This window comes from Enterobacter cloacae complex sp. P29RS (assembly GCF_014893445.1).
Classification (GTDB): Bacteria; Pseudomonadota; Gammaproteobacteria; order Enterobacterales; family Enterobacteriaceae; genus Enterobacter; species Enterobacter intestinihominis.
On the sequence record NZ_JADBPZ010000033.1, the window covers coordinates 25,254 to 45,010 of the forward strand.

Genomic DNA, 19,757 nt, shown 5'->3' on the forward strand with positions numbered 1-19,757 from the left:
ATGAAAAAATTTTCACAACATCTTTATCAGGTAATAACTTGCGAGAAGGCCATAATGCCGAAAATTAAACCTCGGTTATGAGAAAGTTTGCACAAAATCCACTATTTCCTGCTCAATTTCTCTCTTAAGGTGAACCTGTCACACAACTTCCATACTAGTTGTATAGCAGCTTAGCACTCTAAAACAGATAACTTTCAAACGCCTGACGCTGTGTGACATCTGAACCTTTGTCCCTTACCGTCCGTCTTGTGGAGAAGAAAATGAGTCAGGACATCAACAACACCGTTGCGACAAGCAAAACCCGTCGCGTCATTAAGAATCTGCGCTGGTACGTACTGGTGCTGTTTCTTCTTGGCGTGACCGTAAACTACATCACCCGTAACTCGTTAGGTATTCTCGCCCCCGAGCTGAAAGAGAGCCTTGGTATCACCACCGAGCAATACTCGTGGATCGTCGGCGCGTTCCAGATCGCCTATACCATTTTCCAGCCCCTTTGCGGCTGGCTGATTGACGTTATCGGCCTCAAGATTGGCTTTATGGTCTGCGCCGGGATTTGGGCGCTGATGTGTATCTTCCACGCAGGTGCCGGGAGCTGGCTGCATCTCGCGATCCTGCGCTTCTTTATGGGCGCGTCCGAAGCCGCCGCCACGCCAGCGAACGCCAAAACCATCGGTGAATGGTTCCCGAAATCAGAGCGTCCTGTTGCCGCCGGTTGGGCGGGCGTGGGCTTCTCCATCGGTGCGATGCTGGCTCCGCCAATCATTTACTTCGCTCATGCGTCGTTCGGCTGGCAGGGTGCGTTTATGTTTACCGGCGTACTGGCGCTGCTGTGGGTGATCCTGTGGTGGATCTTCTATCACAACCCGGAGCAGCACCCGAACCTGAGCCGCGACGAGCTGGCGTTTATCAAACAGGATAACGAACCCGCACCGGTCAGGCTGCCCTTTCTGACCGCGCTGAAAACCGTCTCGAAGAACAAACGGTTCTACGGTATCGCCATTCCGGCCTTTATGGCGGAACCCGCCTGGGCGGTGCTGAGCTTCTGGGTGCCGCTGTACCTCGCCAAAGAGCACGGCATGGATTTGAAACAGATCGCGATGTTCGCCTGGCTGCCGTTCCTCGCCGCCGACCTCGGCAGCGTGGCGAGCGGCTACCTCACCCGGCTTTACACCCGCTGGTTCGGCTGCACCCGCGTCAACTCGGTGGTGGCAAGTTCAGTGACCGGCGCGTTTCTGATGATTTCTCTGGCCGTTGTGGCCGTGACCCGCGACCCGTATATCACCATCGTGCTGATCTCCATCGGCGGTTTCGGCCACCAGATTATCTCCTGCATGCTGAGCGCGCTGGTCGTGGAGTCGTTCGACAAGGGCCAGATGGCGACGGTTAACGGCATGCGCGGCTCGGCGGCGTGGATCGCCAGCTTCCTGTTCTCCCTTTTGATTGGGGTGACCGCCGACAAAATCGGCTTCAACCCGCTCTTTATCGCCATGGGCTTCTTTGACCTGATTGGCGCTTTCTTCCTGGTGGCATTTATTGCTGAACGTCGCGCCAAGCGCGCCTGATAGTGGATGTATTGCATATGAAAACCCTGAAAAACTGGACCATCGATACGCAGTCAGCGAATCATCTGGAACTGCTGGTGGATAACCAGCACCGTCTGTGCCTGTATGTGCTGGAAGAGAATCTGTTCCGCGTGCTGATCAAGCGTAAAGGCCAGCTGGCGCTGGACCGCACCTGGAGCATCGCGCCGGAACAAGACGTACCGTGGGAAGGCCGCCGTCGTGACGATGTCAGCGGCTTCACCTGCCCGGCCTGGACACTGACGCAGCAGGGCGATGCGTTAACCGCAGCGACCGAACAGCTGCGCGTCACCGTCCACCAGCCCCTGTGGCTGGAGTGGCACTACCGCAATGAAGCGGGCGAGTGGCAGCCGTTGGTCAATGACCGCCCGACCAGCGCCTACCTGCTGAACGCCCACGGTGACGGCGTGGCGCACTATCTCAGCCGTCGCAATGATGAACGTTTTTACGGTCTGGGTGAGAAAGCGGGGGATTTACAGCGCAACGGCAAACGCTATGAGATGCGTAACCTGGACGCGATGGGCTATAACGCCGCCAGCACCGATCCGCTGTACAAGCACATCCCGTTCACCCTCACCCGTCGCGATGACGTGAGCTACGGCCTGTTCTACGATAACCTGAGCAGCTGCTGGCTGGATCTGGGTAACGAGATCGACAACTATCACACCGCCTACCGCCGCTGGCAGGCGGAAGCGGGCGATATTGACTACTACCTCTTCACCGGCAAGCGCGTGCTGGACGTGACGAAAGCCTTCGTGCGCCTGACGGGGAAAACGCTGTTCGGACCGAAGTGGAGCCTGGGCTACAGCGGCTCAACCATGCACTACACCGACGCGCCGGACGCGCAGGACCAGCTGATGAACTTCATCCGCCTGTGCGATGAGCATGCCATTCCGTGCGACTCGTTCCAGCTCTCCTCCGGCTATACCTCGATTAACGGCAAGCGCTACGTCTTTAACTGGAATTACGACAAAGTGCCGCAGCCGAAGGTGATGAGCCAGGCGTTCCACGACGCGGGGCTGCGGCTTGCGGCAAACATCAAGCCGTGTCTGTTGCAGGATCATCCCCGCTACGGCGAAGTAGCGGAACGCGGCCTGTTCATTCGCGATTCAGAAACCGATGCGCCTGAACGTTCCAGCTTCTGGGATGACGAAGGATCGCATCTCGATTTCACCAACCCGCAGACGGTGCAGTGGTGGCAGAACGGCGTGACCACGCAGCTGCTGGAGATGGGCATCGACTCCACCTGGAACGACAACAACGAGTATGAAGTGTGGGACGGGGAAGCGCGCTGCTATGGCTTCGGCCAGGAGATCGCCATTAAGCATATTCGCCCGGTGATGCCGCTGCTGATGATGCGCGCCTCGCTGGAAGCACAGCAGCGCTTTGCGCCGGATAAACGTCCGTATCTGATCTCCCGCTCCGGCTGTGCCGGAATGCAGCGCTACGTTCAGACCTGGAGCGGCGACAACCGTACCAACTGGGACACCCTGCGCTACAACATCCGCATGGGCCTGGGCATGAGCCTGTCCGGACTGTTCAACGTCGGTCACGACGTCGGCGGTTTCTCCGGCGACAAGCCGGATGCCGAGCTGTTCGTGCGCTGGGTACAGAACGGCGTGATGCATCCGCGCTTTACCATCCACTCGTGGAATGACGATCGCACCGTGAACGAACCGTGGATGTACCCGGGCGTGACCCCTGCGATTCGTAGCGCCATTGAACTGCGCTATCGCCTGCTGCCGTATCTCTACACCCTGCTCTGGCAGGCGCACGCCAACGACGAGCCGATGCTGCGCCCGACCTTCCTCGATCATGAACACGATGCGCAGACCTTTGAAGAGTGCGACGACTTCCTGCTGGGCCGTGACCTGCTGGTGGCCAGCGTCGTCGAAGCCGGGCAGCGCGAGCGCCGCGTCTGGCTGCCGGATAACGAAACTGGCTGGTACGATTTTTACACCCACACGTGGTATGCGGGCGGGCAATCGATCGTCCTTGATGCGCCGCTGGAAAAGCTGCCGCTTCTGGTGCGCGCAGGGGCCGGTTTGCCGCTCAGCGAACGCATCCGTCACGTGAGCGCCGATAAAGACGTTACCCGTGAGCTAAAACTGTTCCCGGTGAAAGGCGTCGGCACCACCTCCGGGCTGCTGTTTGAGGATGACGGCGAAAGCTGGGGCTACCTGAACGGCAATGCGCTGTGGGTGGAATGGGAGATGGTGTGCGACGGCGCAAGTATCAACCTGAAGGTGAATGCGCGCGGCGACTATCGTCCGGCATGGAAGGCGCTGAAGGTGTCATTACCGACGGGGGAAAAACGTACGCTGCGGGTGAACGGGGTTGAAGGGGGCGAGTGGGTGGTTTAGTGCGGCCTGATGCCCTCACCCTAACCCTCTCCCACAGGGAAAGGGGATAGAACGTAGGCCGGGTAAGGCGAAGCCGCCACCCGGCGATTTTTTAACTCTCGATACCTTTACTGCGCAGGTAATCTTCGTAGTTACCGGTGAAGTCCACCACGCGCTCTGGCGTGATTTCGATCACGCGGGTCGCCAGCGAACTGACGAACTCACGGTCGTGAGAGACGAAGATCAGGGTGCCCTGATACATCTCCAGCGCCATGTTCAGGGATTCGATCGATTCCATATCCAGGTGGTTGGTTGGTTCGTCCATCACCAGGATATTCGGTTTTTCCATCATCAGCTTGCCGAACAGCATACGGCCCTTTTCACCACCGGAGAGCACTTTGGCGGGCTTTTTGATGTCGTCCTGGCTGAACAGCAGACGCCCCAGAATGCTGCGTACCGCCTGCTCGTCGTCGCCTTCCTGCTTCCACTGGCTCATCCAGTCGAAGACGGTCAGATCGTTTTCGAACTCATATTCATGGTCCTGCGCGTAGTAACCAATCTGCGCGTTTTCAGACCATTTCACGGTACCGTTATCCGGTTGCATTTCGCCCACCAGAGTTTTCAGCAGGGTAGATTTACCCACGCCGTTGGCGCCCAGGATAGCAATCTTCTCGCCCACTTCCAGCAGCAGGTTGAAGTTTTTGAACAGCGGGCCTTCATCGAAGCCTTTGGTGAGGGCTTCCACTTCCAGCGCGTTACGGAACAGCTTCTTGTCCTGCTCGAAGCGGATGAACGGGTTCTGACGGCTGGAGGCTTTTACCTCTTCGAGCTTGATTTTGTCGATCTGACGGGCACGCGACGTTGCCTGGCGCGATTTAGAGGCGTTGGCGCTGAAGCGGCTCACGAAGGATTGCAGGTCCGCAATCTGCGCTTTCTTCTTGGCGTTGTCGGCAAGCAGACGTTCACGCGCCTGGGTTGCCGCCGTCATGTACTCATCGTAGTTGCCCGGATAAACGCGCAGCTCGCCGTAATCCAGATCCGCCATGTGGGTACACACCATGTTCAGGAAGTGACGGTCGTGCGAGATGATGATCATGGTGCTGTCGCGATCGTTCAGCGTCTGCTCCAGCCAGCGGATGGTGTCGATGTCCAGGTTGTTGGTCGGTTCGTCGAGCAGCAGGATGTCTGGATTAGAGAACAGCGCCTGCGCCAGCAGCACACGCAGCTTCCAGCCTGGCGCAACTTCGCTCATCGGACCATAGTGCTGTTCAACAGGAATGCCGACGCCCAGCAGCAGTTCGCCCGCACGCGCTTCCGCAGAATAACCGTCCATTTCGCCGTACTGCGTTTCCAGGTCGGCCACTTTGTAACCGTCTTCTTCGCTCATCTCAGCGAGACCGTAGATACGATCGCGCTCCTGCTTCACTTCCCACAGCTCCGCATGCCCCATGATCACGGTGTCGAGCACGGTGAACTCTTCGAAGGCGAACTGATCCTGACGCAGCTTACCGATACGCTCGTTCGGGTCGAGCGACACGTTGCCCAGCGTCGGCTCCAGGTCACCGCCGAGGATCTTCATAAAGGTGGATTTTCCGCTACCGTTGGCACCAATCAGGCCGTAACGGTTGCCGCCGCCAAATTTGACGGAAATATTTTCGAACAGCGGCTTACTGCCAAACTGCATAGTGACGTTGCTGGTAACTAACACGGAGAGATTCCTGCGAAAAGTGTGATAAACGCGGCATTATGCCACAATTCCGAATTGAGATCCTGTGTTGCGGCAATCCACTAAACTTTAACAAAATCGAAAAAAATGTGATTTCGTACACATCTGAATTCCCAGTTAACGGGAATGCACATATAATGCGCTCCCATTACAGATTCAGACTTCTCAACTCATCGCCAGAATGGCTTAGATACCTCGCATAACATGAACATGAAATTAACAACGCTTTTTGCGGCGGCGTTAGCCGTAGTAGGTTTTTGTAAGACCGCGTCTGCGGTGACGTATCCCCTGCCGACAGACGGAAGCCGTCTGGTGGGTGAAAACCAGGTGGTGACGGTTCCGGAAGGTAACACTCAGCCGCTGGAATACTTCGCGGCGCAGTATCAGCTCGGCCTGTCTAACATGCTGGAAGCGAACCCGGGCGTTGACCCGTATCTGCCGAAAGCGGGTACCGTACTCAACATTCCACAGCAGCTAATCCTGCCGGATACCGTGCACGAAGGTATCGTGATTAACAGCGCCGAAATGCGTCTGTATTACTACCCGAAAGGCACCAACACCGTGATCGTTCTGCCTATCGGTATCGGTCAGCTGGGTAAAGACACCCCGCTGAACTGGACCACCAAAGTGGAGCGTAAGAAAGCGGGCCCAACCTGGACGCCAACCGCCAAAATGCACGCTGAGTACATTGCTGCCGGTGAACCGCTGCCGGCCGTTGTGCCTGCTGGCCCGGATAACCCGATGGGTCTGTACGCGCTGTACATTGGTCGTCTGTATGCCATCCACGGTACTAACGCCAACTTCGGTATCGGCCTGCGCGTAAGCCACGGCTGCGTACGTCTGCGTAATGAAGACATCAAATTCCTGTTCGATAACGTGCCGGTCGGTACGCGCGTGCAGTTCATTAACGAACCGGTGAAAGCGACGTCAGAGCCGGACGGCAGCCGTTACATTGAAGTGCATAACCCGCTGTCCACCAGCGAAGATCAGATCAACAACAACGAAATCGTACCGATTAAGCTGACCAGCGCGGTGCAGTCCGTTACCTCTCAGGCGGATATTGACACGACCATCGTTGACCAGGCGATTCAGAACCGTTCCGGTATGCCGGTGCGTTTGAACTAATCGCGAGCACGAACAAAGCGGGCCTCGAGGCCCGCTTTTTTTTATCCGTTATTCACAATAACGATGCCGCCATGGTCATAGCGATAGTGACAATGGGCGTACTCCAGCGGCGTACCATCTTCCAGATAGATCACCTGCTCGACCTCCAGCACCGGGTCGGTTGGCTCACAGACCAGATGCTGCATATCCAGCGCACTGGGCTTCAGCGCCCGCACCACACGATACGATCCCATGATCTTCAGCCCCAGCGTCTCCTGCACATACCGGAATACCGAACTTTCAAGATGGGTTTTGTTCAGCCCGGGCACCAGATTGAGCGGCATCACCGTGGCATCCAGGGACATCGGCTCACCGTTGAGTAAACGCAGACGGATGAAGTCATAGATCGGCGTATCCGGATTTATCATCAGCGAGGCCTGCTCTTTCTCGTTCGGGAAGCGAAGTTCGAAGTGCACCACCTGGCTCGTCACCGTGCCTAAATGTTCCCAGGTTTTGGTCGCCCCAAAGTAGTCGCTGCCGGAGAGATCCCACTGGGAAAGCTGGAGGAAATTTTTGCGGATGAACGTGCCCTGTCCCTGCCGGGTATAGACCAGCCCTTCTACGATCAGCTGACGCATCGCCTGCTGAATGGTCATCCGGCTGGTGCTGAATTCCGCCGCCAGCGCGAACTGGTCCGGCAGCGGTTCATTGGCGGCGTACTGCTGGGTAATAATGCGTTTCTTAATTTCCCGCGCTATGGTGATGTACTTCGCCGCCATCTTCCTTCCTTAAATTAGTTTTCTGTCCCGCTGTTTTTCACGGCCACTCGCTCGGCCACCTTGAGGAAAGGCAGGTAGAAGAATACACCAAATACGATGATTGCCAACTGCACCACCACCGCCCGCCAGTCTCCCGCCGTCGCCAGCCAGGCGCTGAGGATCGGCGGCGTGGTCCACGGGATCATCACCACGCAGCGCGACATCAGACCCAGCGTGGTACAGAGCCACGCAAAGTAAATCCCGATGGCGGGCAGCAGCACAAACGGGATCATCAGCGGCAGGTTAAAGACAATCGGCAGGCCGAAAATCACCGGCTCGTTGATGTTGAACAGACCCGGCGCCAGTGACAGACGCGCCACCTGCTTCGCTGATTTCTGTCTTGAGAAGATGAAGATAGCGATCAGCAATGAGATAGTGCTGCCCGTCCCGCCCACCATGCCAAAGGTCGGCACAAAAATGTTGTTGATGATGTGTGGGATCGGCTGGCCGTTGGCAAAGGCCAGCATGTTCTCGTTGGTGTTGATCAGCAGAAACGGCTCCAGCACCACGCTGTTGACTACCGACTGATGAATACCGAGCGTGAACAGGAAGTTACCGAAGCTGTAAATGAAGATCGTCCCGGGCAGACTGGTGTTGATCAGCCGCAGCGGCTGCTGAATGAATGTCGTAATGAGATGGATCAGATCCGTATGCAGCACGTTCGCCAGTATGGCCGCCAGCACCGCAAACAGGGAGAGCGTGAGGATCGTCGGGATCAGCGCGGTAAAGGATTTGCTCACCGCCGGAGGCACGTTCTCCCCCAGCGAAATGTGCAGCGCCTTCAGCCGTGAAATGGCGATAAACAGCTCGGTTGAGAGCAGCCCAATCAGCACCCCGGCGAAAATCCCGGTCGAGCCGATATTGGCGAACGTCAGCACCTGGGTGACGTTCACCGTGGCGTCGCTGCCGACAGGCGTAATCTGTAAGCGCATCGGCATCATGATGATGAAGCTGCTGACGGCGATAACCACTGCCGAGACCGGATTGTCGAAATCTTTGTTGCGCGCCAGCGACCAGGCGATCATCGGCGCCAGCAGCAGCGCGGCGATGTTCAGCGTGCCGTTGATAATCGCCTCGCCCCACACCTTAAACTGCGTGAGCGTGTCGCCTTTCAGCACCCATGGAAACACGACGTTGTTCACCAGCACCGCCAGACCGGCGAGGATGAAAATCGGCATCACCGTGGCGAAAGCGTCCCGCAGGGATCGCAGGTGTACCTGGTTTGCCAGGCGCGCCGAGAACTCAACAAATTTATCGACAAAAGACTGCATGTGCGGTGTTATTTTTGTTTCAGACATAGCGGAGTATTCCCATCAATCAGTCACAAAAACGGCCCGGCAGCGTACGGCTTACATCTCGCGTCCGTTAGTATGGATAACCTGTTTTAACCACGCGTAGCTCTTCTTCGGCACGCGCTTAAGGTCTTTCAGGTCGTGATTTTCACGGTTGACGTAGACCACGCCGTAGCGCTTACGCATGTCACCCTGCGAGCTGAGAATGTCGATTAAGCCCCAGCCGAGGTAGCCCATTACCTCTGCCCCGTCCTCGAATATTGCCGCTTTCATCGCCTCGATGTGCGCCCGGTGGTAGTCGATGCGGTAGGTGTCCTCGATCGGGTTTACCCCGTCCCAGGACTCGATCACGCCGATGCCGTTTTCAATCGGGAATACCGGCATCCGCCAGTCGTTGGCATAGCGGGTGATGATGGTGCGAAAGCCCAGCGGGTCGATCTGCCAGTTCCACTCGGTGGCATTCAGGTACGGGTTATTTTTCTCGCCATGCAGCAGGTAATGGTTCACCGGCGTGCCTTCCGGGATGGCATCGCTGTCCAGCGTTTTGCTGGCGTAATAGCTGAAGGCCATAAAGTCGTTCTTCGTGCGCGCAAACAGCGCGAGATCGTCTGCGCGGTAGATATCACCGAAGCCCTCCTGCTCCACCACCGCCATCACCGCCGGGCTGTAGCCCTGTCCCGCGAAGACGCGCAGCAGGTTCTGGTTGAGGAATTCGTCGTACTGCTGGGCGCAGAAGATATCGCGCGGTTTGCAGGTGGCTGGATAAATCAACTGGTGCGCCAGCATGCCGCCCATCAGCTTGCCTGGCTTAGTCTGGTGCAGGTATTCGGTCAGAGTCATGTGCGCCACCATCGCATGGTGCTGAAGCTCATACAGCTCGCGCAGGGTTTGCTCGCCTTTCATGTAACCGGAAATGCGAAAAGCTTCCGGCATATGGAAAATGTTCTGCTCGTTGAAGGTCAGCCAGTACTTCACGCGATCGCCGTAGCAGTCGATCATATTCTTGCCGTAGCGGATAAAGGCCTCCATCACCCGGCGGTCGTTGAAGCCGTTGTACTCCTGCGCCAGCGCCAGCGGCATATCGAAGTGGTAGAGGCAGACCATCGGCTCAATACCGCGGGCGAGCAGATCGTTAATAAAGCTGTCGTAAAACGCGATACCTTCGGCGTTGAACTCGCCGTCACCCTGCGGGCAGACGCGGCTCCAGGAGATCTGGAAGCGGTAGCAGTTCATGCCCAGATCCTGCATCAGATCGAAATCTTCCCGGTAGCGGTGGTAGGAGTCGGTCGCCACTTTCCAGTCGGAGATGTTTTCTCCTGCTTCCCGAATGTCATATACCGACATCCCCTTCCCGCCCTCATTCCATGCCCCTTCCGTCTGCATGCTGGATACCGAGTTGCCCCATAAAAAGTTGGCTTGCAGTGATTTGTTCATGGTCTCTCCCTATATGACTAGTCATTTAAATTTCATGACTAGTCATATAGATCGAGATGAAACATCAGGCAAAGAGAAGGAGCATTTTTTGTGAGGTGGGTTGAAATAAAGACCAGAGATAGTAGCCCCGGTAAGCGAAGCGCCACCGGGGAAAAGGAAGGTTACTGCTGCGCGAGCTGACTACGACGGTATTCCCCCTGCCGCTCCAGCATCCAGCCTGGATATTCGCGCGGCAGCGCGCTGACGGCATCAAGCTGTTTAAGCTCGTCTTCGCTTAAGCAGATCCCGGTGGCGGCAATATTATCGTCCAGCTGATCGACGCGTTTCGCACCAATAATGACGCTGGTCACCGCTTTTTGATGCAGCAGCCATGCCAGCGCGATTTGCGCCACGGAGACGCCCTTACGCTCGGCAATGACGCGCATTACATCCACGCAGTCGAAGGCGCGATCTTTATTCACCGGCGGGAAGTCAAATTCCAGACGGCGGCCTCCGGTTTCGCTCTGCCCGTCACGACCGTATTTTCCGCTCAGCAGGCCGCCCGCCAGCGGGCTCCAGACCATCAATCCGACGCCTTCGCTCTGCATCATCGGCACCAGCTCGCGCTCCAGGTCACGTCCGGCAATGGTGTAATACGCCTGCAACGATGCGAAACGCGCCAGCCCAAGACGTTCAGAAATACCGAGCGCTTTGGCAATCTGCCACGCAGTCCAGTTCGAGACGCCGATGTATCGCACGTGACCGTGCTGCACAAGGTTATCCAGTGCGTAAAGCGTCTCCTCAATGGGGGTCGCGGGGTCGAAACCGTGCAGCTGATAGAGATCGATATGATCGAGCTGCAGGCGGCGCAGGCTGTTCTTTACGCTGTCGATAATGTGATAGCGCGAGCCGCCGCGTGAGTTCACTCCCGCCGTGCCCGTTTCACCAAACACCTTTGTGGCGACCACCACGTTTTCACGTGGAACGTTCAGGTTTTTCAGCGCCTGCCCGAGGATCTCCTCCGAGCGTCCTTCCGAATAGACGTCGGCAGTGTCGATAAAGTTGATGCCCGCGTCCAGCGCGCGGCCCACCAGCTGCTCGGCTTCGTTTTGCCTAAGCTGGCCAATCTTGCCCCACATGCCGCCCTCGCCGCCGAAGGTCATGGTGCCGAGGCAGAGTTCAGAAACAAACAGTCCGGTATTGCCCAGTTTTTGATAACGCATAACGCTTTCCTCGCATGTCGATTGGGTGTCTGTTAGTTATACCCGCCCCCCAGCCATCGCGAATGTGGCGTTCCTGTCCGTTTCTTGCCCAATCCTCTGAATCTATCCGCGCGGGGCATCGCCAAAGACGCTGTAGTCTGGCAGCTGAACCTGCTGATACGGCTCCCAGCCGCCGCCGAGGGCTTTGTAGAGCGCCACCAGGTCAAGCGCGCTCTGCACCTGCGCCTGCGCCCGCTGCTGTTCGGCCTGAGCGAGCTGACGCTGGGCGTCCAGCACGTCAATAAAACTGGCGATCCCCTGCCGGTAGCTGTCGCTGGCGAGATCAAAAGCGTTTTGCAGCGCGTCGATGGTTTTCGCCAGGCCCGCCTCACGCTGCTGGTCAGTGCGATAGCTCACCAGCGCGTTTTCAACGTCGCCGAGCGCCGTCAGCACCGTCTGACGGTAGTCCAGCACCGCCGCCCCTTGCTGTGCGCGGGCCACCTTGACGCTGGAGACCAGCCGATCGCCCTGGAAGATGGGGATGGAGACCTGCGGACCGAAGCTGTAAAAGTGGCTGCTCCAGTCGGTCAGCCAGCCGGATTCGCTGTTACGCAGGCCAAACTGCCCGGAGAGGGTGAAGCTTGGGAACAGTTCGGCTACCGAGACGCCAATTTGCGCCGTGGCGGCATGGAGGTTCGCCTCAGCTTCGCGCACGTCCGGGCGCCGACGCGCCAGCGTTGACGGAATGCCGGTTTGCACAATATCCGGCAACGCTGGCATCGGCTGCACGGATTGTAATTCGGCATCCAGCGCCCCCGGCGGTTTGCCGAGCAGGATGGCCAGCCCGTTCATCGCCTGGCGTTCCTGCGCCTGATACTGCGGCAATTGGGCTTCAAGATTGCCCAGCTGCGCCCGGGCGTTTTCTACGTCCATCTGCGGTGACAGCCCGCCCCGCTGGCGGCTTTCGGTCAGATCCAGCGTCTGCTGCGCGCTTTCAATTTGCGTATTAAGCGTGGCAATGATGCTCTGCGCTCCTCGCAGCTGTAGCCACGCCCGCGCCACTTCGGCTTCCAGCGAGACCAGCGCATCGTTACGCTGCTCGATCGCCGCCCGCTGCTGCGCCTCGGCCGCTTCTACCTGACGGCGCACCTTGCCCCACAGGTCGATTTCCCACTGAGCGTCGAAGCTGCCCTGATAGAGGTTAATCGGCTGCGTCAGCGGGCCTAACGCGCTTCGCAGCTGCGGATCGACATTATTCAACTGGTCATACACGCCGTGGGATTTCAGCTCCCCTTCCAGCCCAAGCTGCTGGCGCGTCGCCTGCACATTGCCATTCACCGACGGGAAAAATGCCCCGCCGGCCTGGTTAATCTGTTCGCGCGCGCCGGCAATGCGCAATACCGTTTGCTGTAGCGTCAGATTTCCGGCGATGGCGCGTTCAATCAGGCTGTCGAGCTGCGGCGAGCCGAAGGTTTTCCACCAGCGCGGGTTGGTGGCGGCGGAGGACGTTTGCGATTTCACCGCGCCGTCGCCCTTATCGTTCCAGTGCGTGGTGGCGGGCGGTGCAGGCTGTTGGTAGTCCGGCCCGACGGCGCAGCCCACCAGCAGCGTCATTATCATCAGGGGGTGTAAACGTCTGTGTATCATCAGTGTGCTCCTGCACTCCCCTCGCTCTTAACCGGCGAGAGCAACAAACAAAACGGAATCAGTAAGAAGGCCACCGCGCTCAGAATGGTGAAGACGTCGATGTAGGCCAGAAAGCGCGACTGCTCGATCATGGTCTGGTACATCCGCCCGGTGGCAATGCCGGTCGGATCGCCCACCTGAGTGGTGAAGTTCTGGATCGCCTGGGCGCTTTCGCGTATCGCCAGCTGGAACTGCTCATTAAACGGCGAAGCGTGGTAAGCCAGATGCGCGCTGTGCGCCTGCGAGCGCTCGGTGATCGCCGCCGTCGAGAGCGAAATCCCAATCGAGCCGGCCACGTTGCGGAACATGGTAAACAGCGCCGCCGCGTCGGCGTTAAGCCGCCTCGGGATCGAGATAAAGGCGATGGTGGTGAGGGGCACAAACAGGAACCCGAGTCCAATCGACTGGGCGCTGCGGAACAGCACCAGCGTTTCGAAATCGATATCCGGCGTCAGCGTCCGGGACCAGAAGAACGACACCGCCAGGCAGGTAAAGCCGAAGGCGATGATCCAGCGCGTCTGCACCACCGGCATCAGCTTCAGTACCAGCGGAATAGTCAGCACAATCAGCACCGCGCCGGGCGAGAGCACCAGCCCGGACCAGGTGGCGGTATAGCCCAAATCCTGCTGCGCCAGTTGCGGAATAACCACCGAACTGCCGTAGAGGATCAACGCCATCCCCGCCATCAGCAGGCTGGAGATCGCAAAGTTGCGATCCTTCATACAGTGCAGATCCACCACCGGCTTTTTGGCATACATCAGCCAGTAGATCGCGCCGATAATGCCGACCAGCGTCAGTACCGCGAAGGTGCGGATAAAGTTCGAATAGAACCAGTCATCATCTTCGCCCCGGTCGAGCATCACCTGCAAACAGCCAAGTCCGAGAGCGATCAGGCCGATCCCCGTCCAGTCGACGGTGAGCTTCTCTTCCGACTTTTTCTCCCACGGCGGATCTTCCAGCAGCTGATAGATGGCCAGCACCGTCACAATCCCTACTGGAATATTGATAAAGAACACCCAGCGCCAGGAGTAGTTATCGGTGATCCAGCCTCCCAGCGTCGGGCCAAGTACCGGCGCGACGATAATGGCAATGGATGAAAGGCCAAAGGCTTTGCCCCTGTCCTCCGGCTTGAAGTAATCGAGCAGCACCGATTGCTGCGTGGGCTGCAACCCGCCGCCAAAAAAGCCCTGCATCACACGGAACAGGATGATTTGCCAAAGCTCGGTGGCGATGCCGCACAGGAACGAGCAGATGGTGAACATCACAATGCAGATCAGGAAGAACTGCTTGCGGCCAAACAGCCGGCTCAGGAAGGCCGAGATCGGCAGCACGATGCCGTTCGCCACCAGGTAGCTGGTGAGCACCCAGGTGGATTCGTCATAGCTGGCCGAGAGCGACCCCGCGACGTGGGGCAGCGCCACGTTGACGATGGTGGTGTCCAGAATTTCCATAAACACCGCCAGGGTGACCACAATCGCCACCGCCCACGGGTTACTGGCGGGCTTCCAGTTTTCGTGGCTGCTGTCCGTCATTCCACGGTGACCTTCGGTTCAACCGACAGCCCCAGCGGCAGCGGTTTGTTCGGATCCAGCCCCTTATCAATGACGATTTTCACCGGCACGCGCTGAACGATCTTCACAAAGTTACCGGTGGCGTTTTCCGACGGGAAGGCGGAGAAGCGCGAGCCGCTGCCCTGCTGGATGCTGTCAATATGGCCTTCGAGCGCCATATCCGGCCAGGCATCGACGGACACGGTCACTTTGTCGCCCGGCTTCATACGTTCAAGCTGCGACTCCTTGAAGTTCGCCACCACCCACACGTTCGGGGAAACCAGCGAGAACAGTGCCGTGCCTGCCTGCACCAGCGTACCAGGCTGGACGTTGCGTTTGGTGACAAAACCGTCGAACGGGGCGCGGACTTCGGTATAAGAGAGGTTCAGGTTGGCGGTTTCCAACTGCGCTCTGGCCTGATCGACCTGCCGTTCGCGGGCTTCGACGTTAGTCTCCTGCTGGCGGATTTGCAGCTGGACCTGCTCCGCCACCTCCAGCTGCGCCTGCGCGCTGGCCAGACCCGCCTGTGCACTCCGCAGTTGAGCGTTCGCGGCATCGATGCTTTGTTGTGTGGTCGCGCGGGGGTCAACGCCGCGCTGACGGCGGTACTCCGCCTGAGCGTTGGCCATATCCGCCTGGGCTTTCAGTACCTGGGCTTTGGCTTCATCGCGCTGGGCGGGATATTGCACCTTCGAGAGCGCCAGCTGCGCCTGCGCCTGATGCAACTGCGCAACCGCCAGCCCAAGCTGGGCCTGAGCCTGATCGCGCTGGGCGGTGGTATCACGCGGATCGATCACCACCAGCACATCCCCTTTCTTTACACGCTGGTTATCCCGCACGCGAAGTTCGGTAACGTAGCCTGCCGTTTTTGGGGCAATGGTCACTACGTCGCCGTCGGTGAAGGCGTCGTCGGTGGTCTCTTCGTTACGGGTCAAAAACCACCAGACCAGCGCCACAATCACCATCACGATGACCACGATGCCAAGGATAATTAACGGTTTTTTGCCCGGGCGCTTGCGCTCGTTATTGTTTTGATCCTGCCCGTCAGCAGGTGGATTTTGATCTTCTGCCATAGTTCAGCAACGGTCCTGTCAGTGAGCGGCATCACACTATGCCGTTCACTAAAGCTAGGACGTTGCTATACATTTGCCAGGAAAAACTGACAAATTGCGCACTATATGAGAAGGAATAGTCCGAAACCGACCGCCGCAGACCAGAGCAGCATTGGGATTGACCATAAATGGAAGCGCCACCAGATGCGGCGATCGTTGGCCATCCGCAGGGCGATGAGGTTGGCCAGCGAGCCGGGCAGCAGCCCAAAGCCGCCGACGTTGACCGCCCACGCCAGCAGTACCGTTGGGGGAACATAGTTAAGCAGCAAAATGGTGGACGGCACGTTACTGATCACCTGCGAGAGACCAATCGCCGTCAGCCATAGTCCCGGTTGCGACAGACCGCTGACGCTATGGAGAACGGTCTGCAATACCGGGAGCTGGATCAGCAGATGCACGTCAATAAACATCGCCATAAACACCAGCAGCAGCGTCCAGTCAACGCTCACCAGCACCCGCCGGGCGAGGAACAGGAAGCCACACGCCACCAGCAGCGCGCCCGCCAGCGCCTGGTTTAACTCCAGCGCGGTAATGAAAACGATATACAGTCCCAGGCAGCTCCAGACGAGACGCGGCTGCCACTGGGGGCCGGTGGTACCGCTTTGGTACTGCAACGATTTATTCGGGAAAGCAAACCAGCCCACCACCAGCAGCGTCGCCACGATCGCCAGCGCCAGCGGCGCCATCTGCCAGGTAAATGCGGTAAACGACAGGCCGGAGCGTCCCCACAGCAGAATGTTCTGCGGGTTACCGATCGGCGTGAGCAGCGAGCCTGCATTGACGGCCAGCGCTTCAAAGATAATCAGACGGGTAACCGGTATTTCGCACAGCTTACGCAGCGTGAGCGTAAGCGGCACCACGATAAACAGCGCTACGTCATTAGTGAGGAACGTCGACAGCAGCGCCGCCGAAAAGACCATGAACAGAGCTAATTTGCGCTCGGTGGCGAAGCGGCGCACCATTTTGCGCCCCAGCACGTCAAAATAGCCGCTCAGCTCTACGCCTTTGGTGAGCATCATCAAACCGCTCAGGGTAATAATGGTGCGCCAGTCTATGGCCGCCGGCCAGGTGTGCGGCGTGAAGGGCACAAAGACGCTGAGCCCAACGCCAGTGATAAGTAAAAGATGGAAAAAACGATCGCGTTTCAGGGCCTGCAAGCCGGGGATGTTCATTCAGCGGCGGGGCCATATTTGAGCGTAAATTCGCGGAACTTCACCAGCGTCTCTTCGCTGACGTGGTGTTCCATACCTTCGGCATCCCGACGGGCGATTTCCGGGCTGACGCCCAGCACCAGTAAAAAATTCTCGACGATCTGATGGCGCTCGCGGCTCTCCTGCGCCAGCTTTTCGCCTTCAGCGGTGAGAAACACCCCGCGCCAGGGGATCATCTCGATCAGCCCGACCGACGCCAGACGTTTTAACATTTTGGCAACGGTTGGCTGCGACACCCCCAGGCGTGCGGCCATATCCACCTGGCGCGCTTCTCCAACTTCACGAATCAGATCGGAGATCAGTTCGACATAATCATCAATCAGCTCCCGGCGGTGCGCCTCACGCACCTGGCGGAAGCCTTCCACATGCTCTTCAACGTTCACCAGTTGCGTCGTTTTTTTTGTTGTTGGCTTACCTGCGCGACGGTTCATTGTGCTTCCTCAATGGGTTGACGCTTCCAGCGCCCTGTAACGGAGCGCACATTGTAAACCATAGCTCTACAAGCACAAAAAATTAACGAATTAGCCATAGCTATACAATATAGCCTGTGCTATATCTGTATGTAATGCAGTCACCCTTCACGGATCGAAGGGATCATGAATCAGGAGGTCTTATGAATGAATTCAAGAGGTGTATGAACGTGTTTACCCACTCTCCTTTTAAAGTGCGTCTAATGCTGTTGAACATGCTGTGCGATATGTTTAACGCCAAACCGCATCAGGACGACAAATCTTCTCACTAAGCGGCGTCGCGGCACGCCGCTTCATTTTCCTGTCACACTTTCGTTGTAAACTCGCTTTTTCCTGATTATTTTTGCGGATTTGCAGCCCCCTTCGCAAAACATCTGTTTAGCAACTGTTGACCTTGATTCACGCTCGCACTATCTTCTTGCAGCCCTGCACAATTTGCGGCTCGCTGAAGCGGACCTCCATTCCCTTTCCACGCACTGTCCGGCAGGCTTTGACCCTTGACGCCAGGGTGAGCACATGGCGTTTTCGTGATAGTGATCTATGAACGTAACCCTGATTGATACACTTGTTACCCGCAGCCGGGCCCTAAGCCCGTGGACGGGATTCTATTTTTTGCAATCGCTGTTGATTAACTTTGCTCTTGGCTACCCCTTTAGCCTGCTTTATGCCGTCGGGTTCACCTGCATTCTTCACCTGCTATGGCGAAGCGCACCGCGCATGCAGAAAGTGCTTATCGGGATCTGTTCTCTGGTGGCTGCCGCCTATTTCCCGTTCGGCCAGGCCTATGGCGCGCCGAACTTTAATACCCTGCTGGCGCTCCACTCCACCAATATGGAAGAGTCTACAGAGATCCTGACGATCTTCCCGTGGTACAACTACGTGGTTGGCCTTTTCATTTTTGCTCTCGGCGTGATTGCGGTTCGCCGTAAGCAGGTCGGGAAAAAAACATGGGGTAAAATTGAAAGCCTGTGCCTGGCCTTTAGCGTAGTGACGTTTTTTGTTGCGCCGGTACAAAATCTGGCCTGGGGCGGCGTGTTTAAGCTTAAAGATACCGGGTATCCGGTGTTTCGCTTCGTTAAAGACGTGGTAGTGAATAACGAGGAAGTGCTCGACGAGCAGGCGCGTATGGCCGAGCTTTCCACCATGAAAGATACCTGGAACGTGCTGGCGGTGAAACCGAAGTATCACACCTATGTGGTGGTGATCGGTGAAAGCGCGCGTCGCGATGCGCTCGGCGCGTTTGGCGGTCACTGGGATAACACGCCGTTTGCCAGCTCCGTCAACGGTACGCTGTTTACCGATTACGTGGCGGCCAGCGGCTCGACGCAGAAATCTCTCGGTCTGACGCTCAACCGTGTCGTGGATGGAAAACCGCAGTTTCAGGATAATTTTGTCACCCTGGCCAACCGGGCAGGTTTTCAGACGTGGTGGTTCTCCAACCAGGGGCAGATCGGCGAGTATGATACCGCCATTGCCAGCATCGCGAAGCGTGCCGACGAGGTACAGTTCCTGAAAAGCGGTGATTTCGAAGCCGATAAAAACACAAAAGATGAAGCGTTGCTAAAAATGACCGCGCAGGTCTTTGCCACTCAGCGCACCCAGCCGCAGCTGATCGTCCTGCACCTGATGGGGTCACACCCGCAGGCATGCGATCGTACCGGGGGAAAATATGCGGAGTTTGTGCAATCCAAAGAGACCTCGTGTTATCTGTACACCATGACGCAAACCGACGATCTGCTCAGCAAGCTGTACGCGCAGCTGCGCAACAGCGGCGATAGCTTCTCGATGGTCTATTTCTCTGACCACGGTCTGGCGTTTAAGGAGCGCGGTAAAGAGGTGCAGTATCTGGCCCACGATGACAAGTTTCAGCAGAACTTCCAGGTACCGTTTATGGTGCTGTCGAGTGATGACAAAACGCATCGCATCATCAAAGCGCGCCGTTCCGCGAACGATTTCCTGAAATTCTTCTCACAGTGGACGGGGATTAAGGCGAAAGAGATAAAAAATGATTACCCGTTTATCTCCGGGAAGAAGGGCCCACCAGTTTACATTACCAACTTTACGTTACAGAAAGTTGACTATAACCATCTGGGGACGGATATTTTCGATATTAAGAGTAAGTGATCTCTGCCGTCTCGTGCAGGCTGATGCCCTCACCCTGACCCTCTCCCACGGGGCTGAGGGATCCCCAGTAATTTTTTTATGCAGAAGCAATAAAGTTGCTTTCTAAATGACTGAGGGCTGTCAGCGA

The 19,757-nt window shown here is 57.3% G+C and carries 15 protein-coding genes; 5 read left to right on the plus strand and 10 right to left on the minus strand.

Annotation, left to right across the window (positions count from 1 at the left end; translation table 11 throughout):
• The first annotated feature begins 260 nt into the window (after positions 1-260).
• Positions 261-1,562, plus strand: coding sequence for an MFS transporter (locus tag IM282_RS20665; RefSeq protein ID WP_023299659.1), 1,302 nt, complete (start codon positions 261-263; stop codon positions 1,560-1,562).
• Positions 1,563-1,579: 17 nt separating this feature from the next.
• A complete protein-coding gene (locus IM282_RS20670) occupies positions 1,580-3,943 on the plus strand; it encodes a TIM-barrel domain-containing protein (RefSeq protein ID WP_192970783.1) in 2,364 nt (787 codons plus the stop codon).
• 91 nt (positions 3,944-4,034) lie between these two features.
• Here IM282_RS20670 and IM282_RS20675 read toward each other — a convergent pair whose 3' ends face one another.
• Positions 4,035-5,630, minus strand: coding sequence for an ABC-F family ATPase (locus IM282_RS20675; RefSeq protein WP_023299657.1), 1,596 nt, complete (start codon positions 5,628-5,630; stop codon positions 4,035-4,037).
• 222 nt (positions 5,631-5,852) lie between these two features.
• On the opposite strand from IM282_RS20675, the gene ldtB reads away from it, so the two are divergent.
• Positions 5,853-6,773, plus strand: coding sequence for a L,D-transpeptidase (gene ldtB, locus IM282_RS20680; protein ID WP_063199631.1), 921 nt, complete (start codon positions 5,853-5,855; stop codon positions 6,771-6,773).
• A gap of 41 nt (positions 6,774-6,814) precedes the next feature.
• Here ldtB and IM282_RS20685 read toward each other — a convergent pair whose 3' ends face one another.
• The 9 genes from IM282_RS20685 to mntR form a co-directional block, all read right to left on the minus strand.
• Positions 6,815-7,531 carry a GntR family transcriptional regulator gene (locus tag IM282_RS20685; RefSeq protein ID WP_015571043.1) on the minus strand — a complete coding sequence of 239 codons (717 nt, stop codon included), beginning with the start codon at positions 7,529-7,531 and terminating at the stop codon, positions 6,815-6,817.
• Positions 7,532-7,545: 14 nt separating this feature from the next.
• The gene (locus tag IM282_RS20690; protein ID WP_046618569.1) at positions 7,546-8,868 is read right to left on the minus strand and encodes a PTS sugar transporter subunit IIC; all 1,323 of its coding nucleotides are present in this window, start codon (positions 8,866-8,868) and stop codon (positions 7,546-7,548) included.
• A 51-nt stretch (positions 8,869-8,919) separates the two neighbouring features.
• The gene (locus IM282_RS20695; protein WP_192970784.1) at positions 8,920-10,296 is read right to left on the minus strand and encodes a glycoside hydrolase family 1 protein; all 1,377 of its coding nucleotides are present in this window, start codon (positions 10,294-10,296) and stop codon (positions 8,920-8,922) included.
• A gap of 161 nt (positions 10,297-10,457) precedes the next feature.
• Complete coding sequence (locus IM282_RS20700) at positions 10,458-11,498, minus strand: aldo/keto reductase (protein ID WP_192970785.1); 1,041 nt, start codon at positions 11,496-11,498, stop codon at positions 10,458-10,460.
• 102 nt (positions 11,499-11,600) lie between these two features.
• Positions 11,601-13,124: an efflux transporter outer membrane subunit gene (locus tag IM282_RS20705; protein WP_192970786.1), complete on the minus strand. Its 1,524-nt coding sequence runs from the start codon at positions 13,122-13,124 to the stop codon at positions 11,601-11,603.
• On the minus strand, positions 13,124-14,695 hold the full coding sequence (locus IM282_RS20710) for a DHA2 family efflux MFS transporter permease subunit (protein ID WP_192970787.1): 1,572 nt from the start codon (positions 14,693-14,695) through the stop codon (positions 13,124-13,126). Before IM282_RS20710 ends, IM282_RS20705 begins: the two co-directional genes overlap by 1 nt.
• Entirely contained in the window at positions 14,692-15,786 is a 1,095-nt protein-coding gene (locus IM282_RS20715) for an HlyD family secretion protein (RefSeq protein WP_045621943.1), read from the minus strand. Before IM282_RS20715 ends, IM282_RS20710 begins: the two co-directional genes overlap by 4 nt.
• 101 nt (positions 15,787-15,887) lie before the next feature.
• Positions 15,888-16,997 (minus strand): anion transporter, encoded by a 1,110-nt coding sequence (locus IM282_RS20720; RefSeq protein WP_192970788.1) that lies wholly within the window; start codon positions 16,995-16,997, stop codon positions 15,888-15,890.
• The gene (gene mntR / locus IM282_RS20725; protein WP_022647526.1) at positions 16,994-17,467 is read right to left on the minus strand and encodes a manganese-binding transcriptional regulator MntR; all 474 of its coding nucleotides are present in this window, start codon (positions 17,465-17,467) and stop codon (positions 16,994-16,996) included. The genes IM282_RS20720 and mntR overlap by 4 nt, the downstream gene beginning before the upstream one ends.
• 182 nt (positions 17,468-17,649) lie before the next feature.
• Between mntR and mntS the strand changes: the two genes are divergently transcribed.
• Positions 17,650-17,778 carry a manganase accumulation protein MntS gene (gene mntS / locus IM282_RS20730; protein ID WP_022647525.1) on the plus strand — a complete coding sequence of 43 codons (129 nt, stop codon included), beginning with the start codon at positions 17,650-17,652 and terminating at the stop codon, positions 17,776-17,778.
• A 268-nt stretch (positions 17,779-18,046) separates the two neighbouring features.
• Positions 18,047-19,630 carry a phosphoethanolamine transferase gene (locus IM282_RS20735; RefSeq protein WP_154051664.1) on the plus strand — a complete coding sequence of 528 codons (1,584 nt, stop codon included), beginning with the start codon at positions 18,047-18,049 and terminating at the stop codon, positions 19,628-19,630.
• Positions 19,631-19,757: the final 127 nt, after the last annotated feature.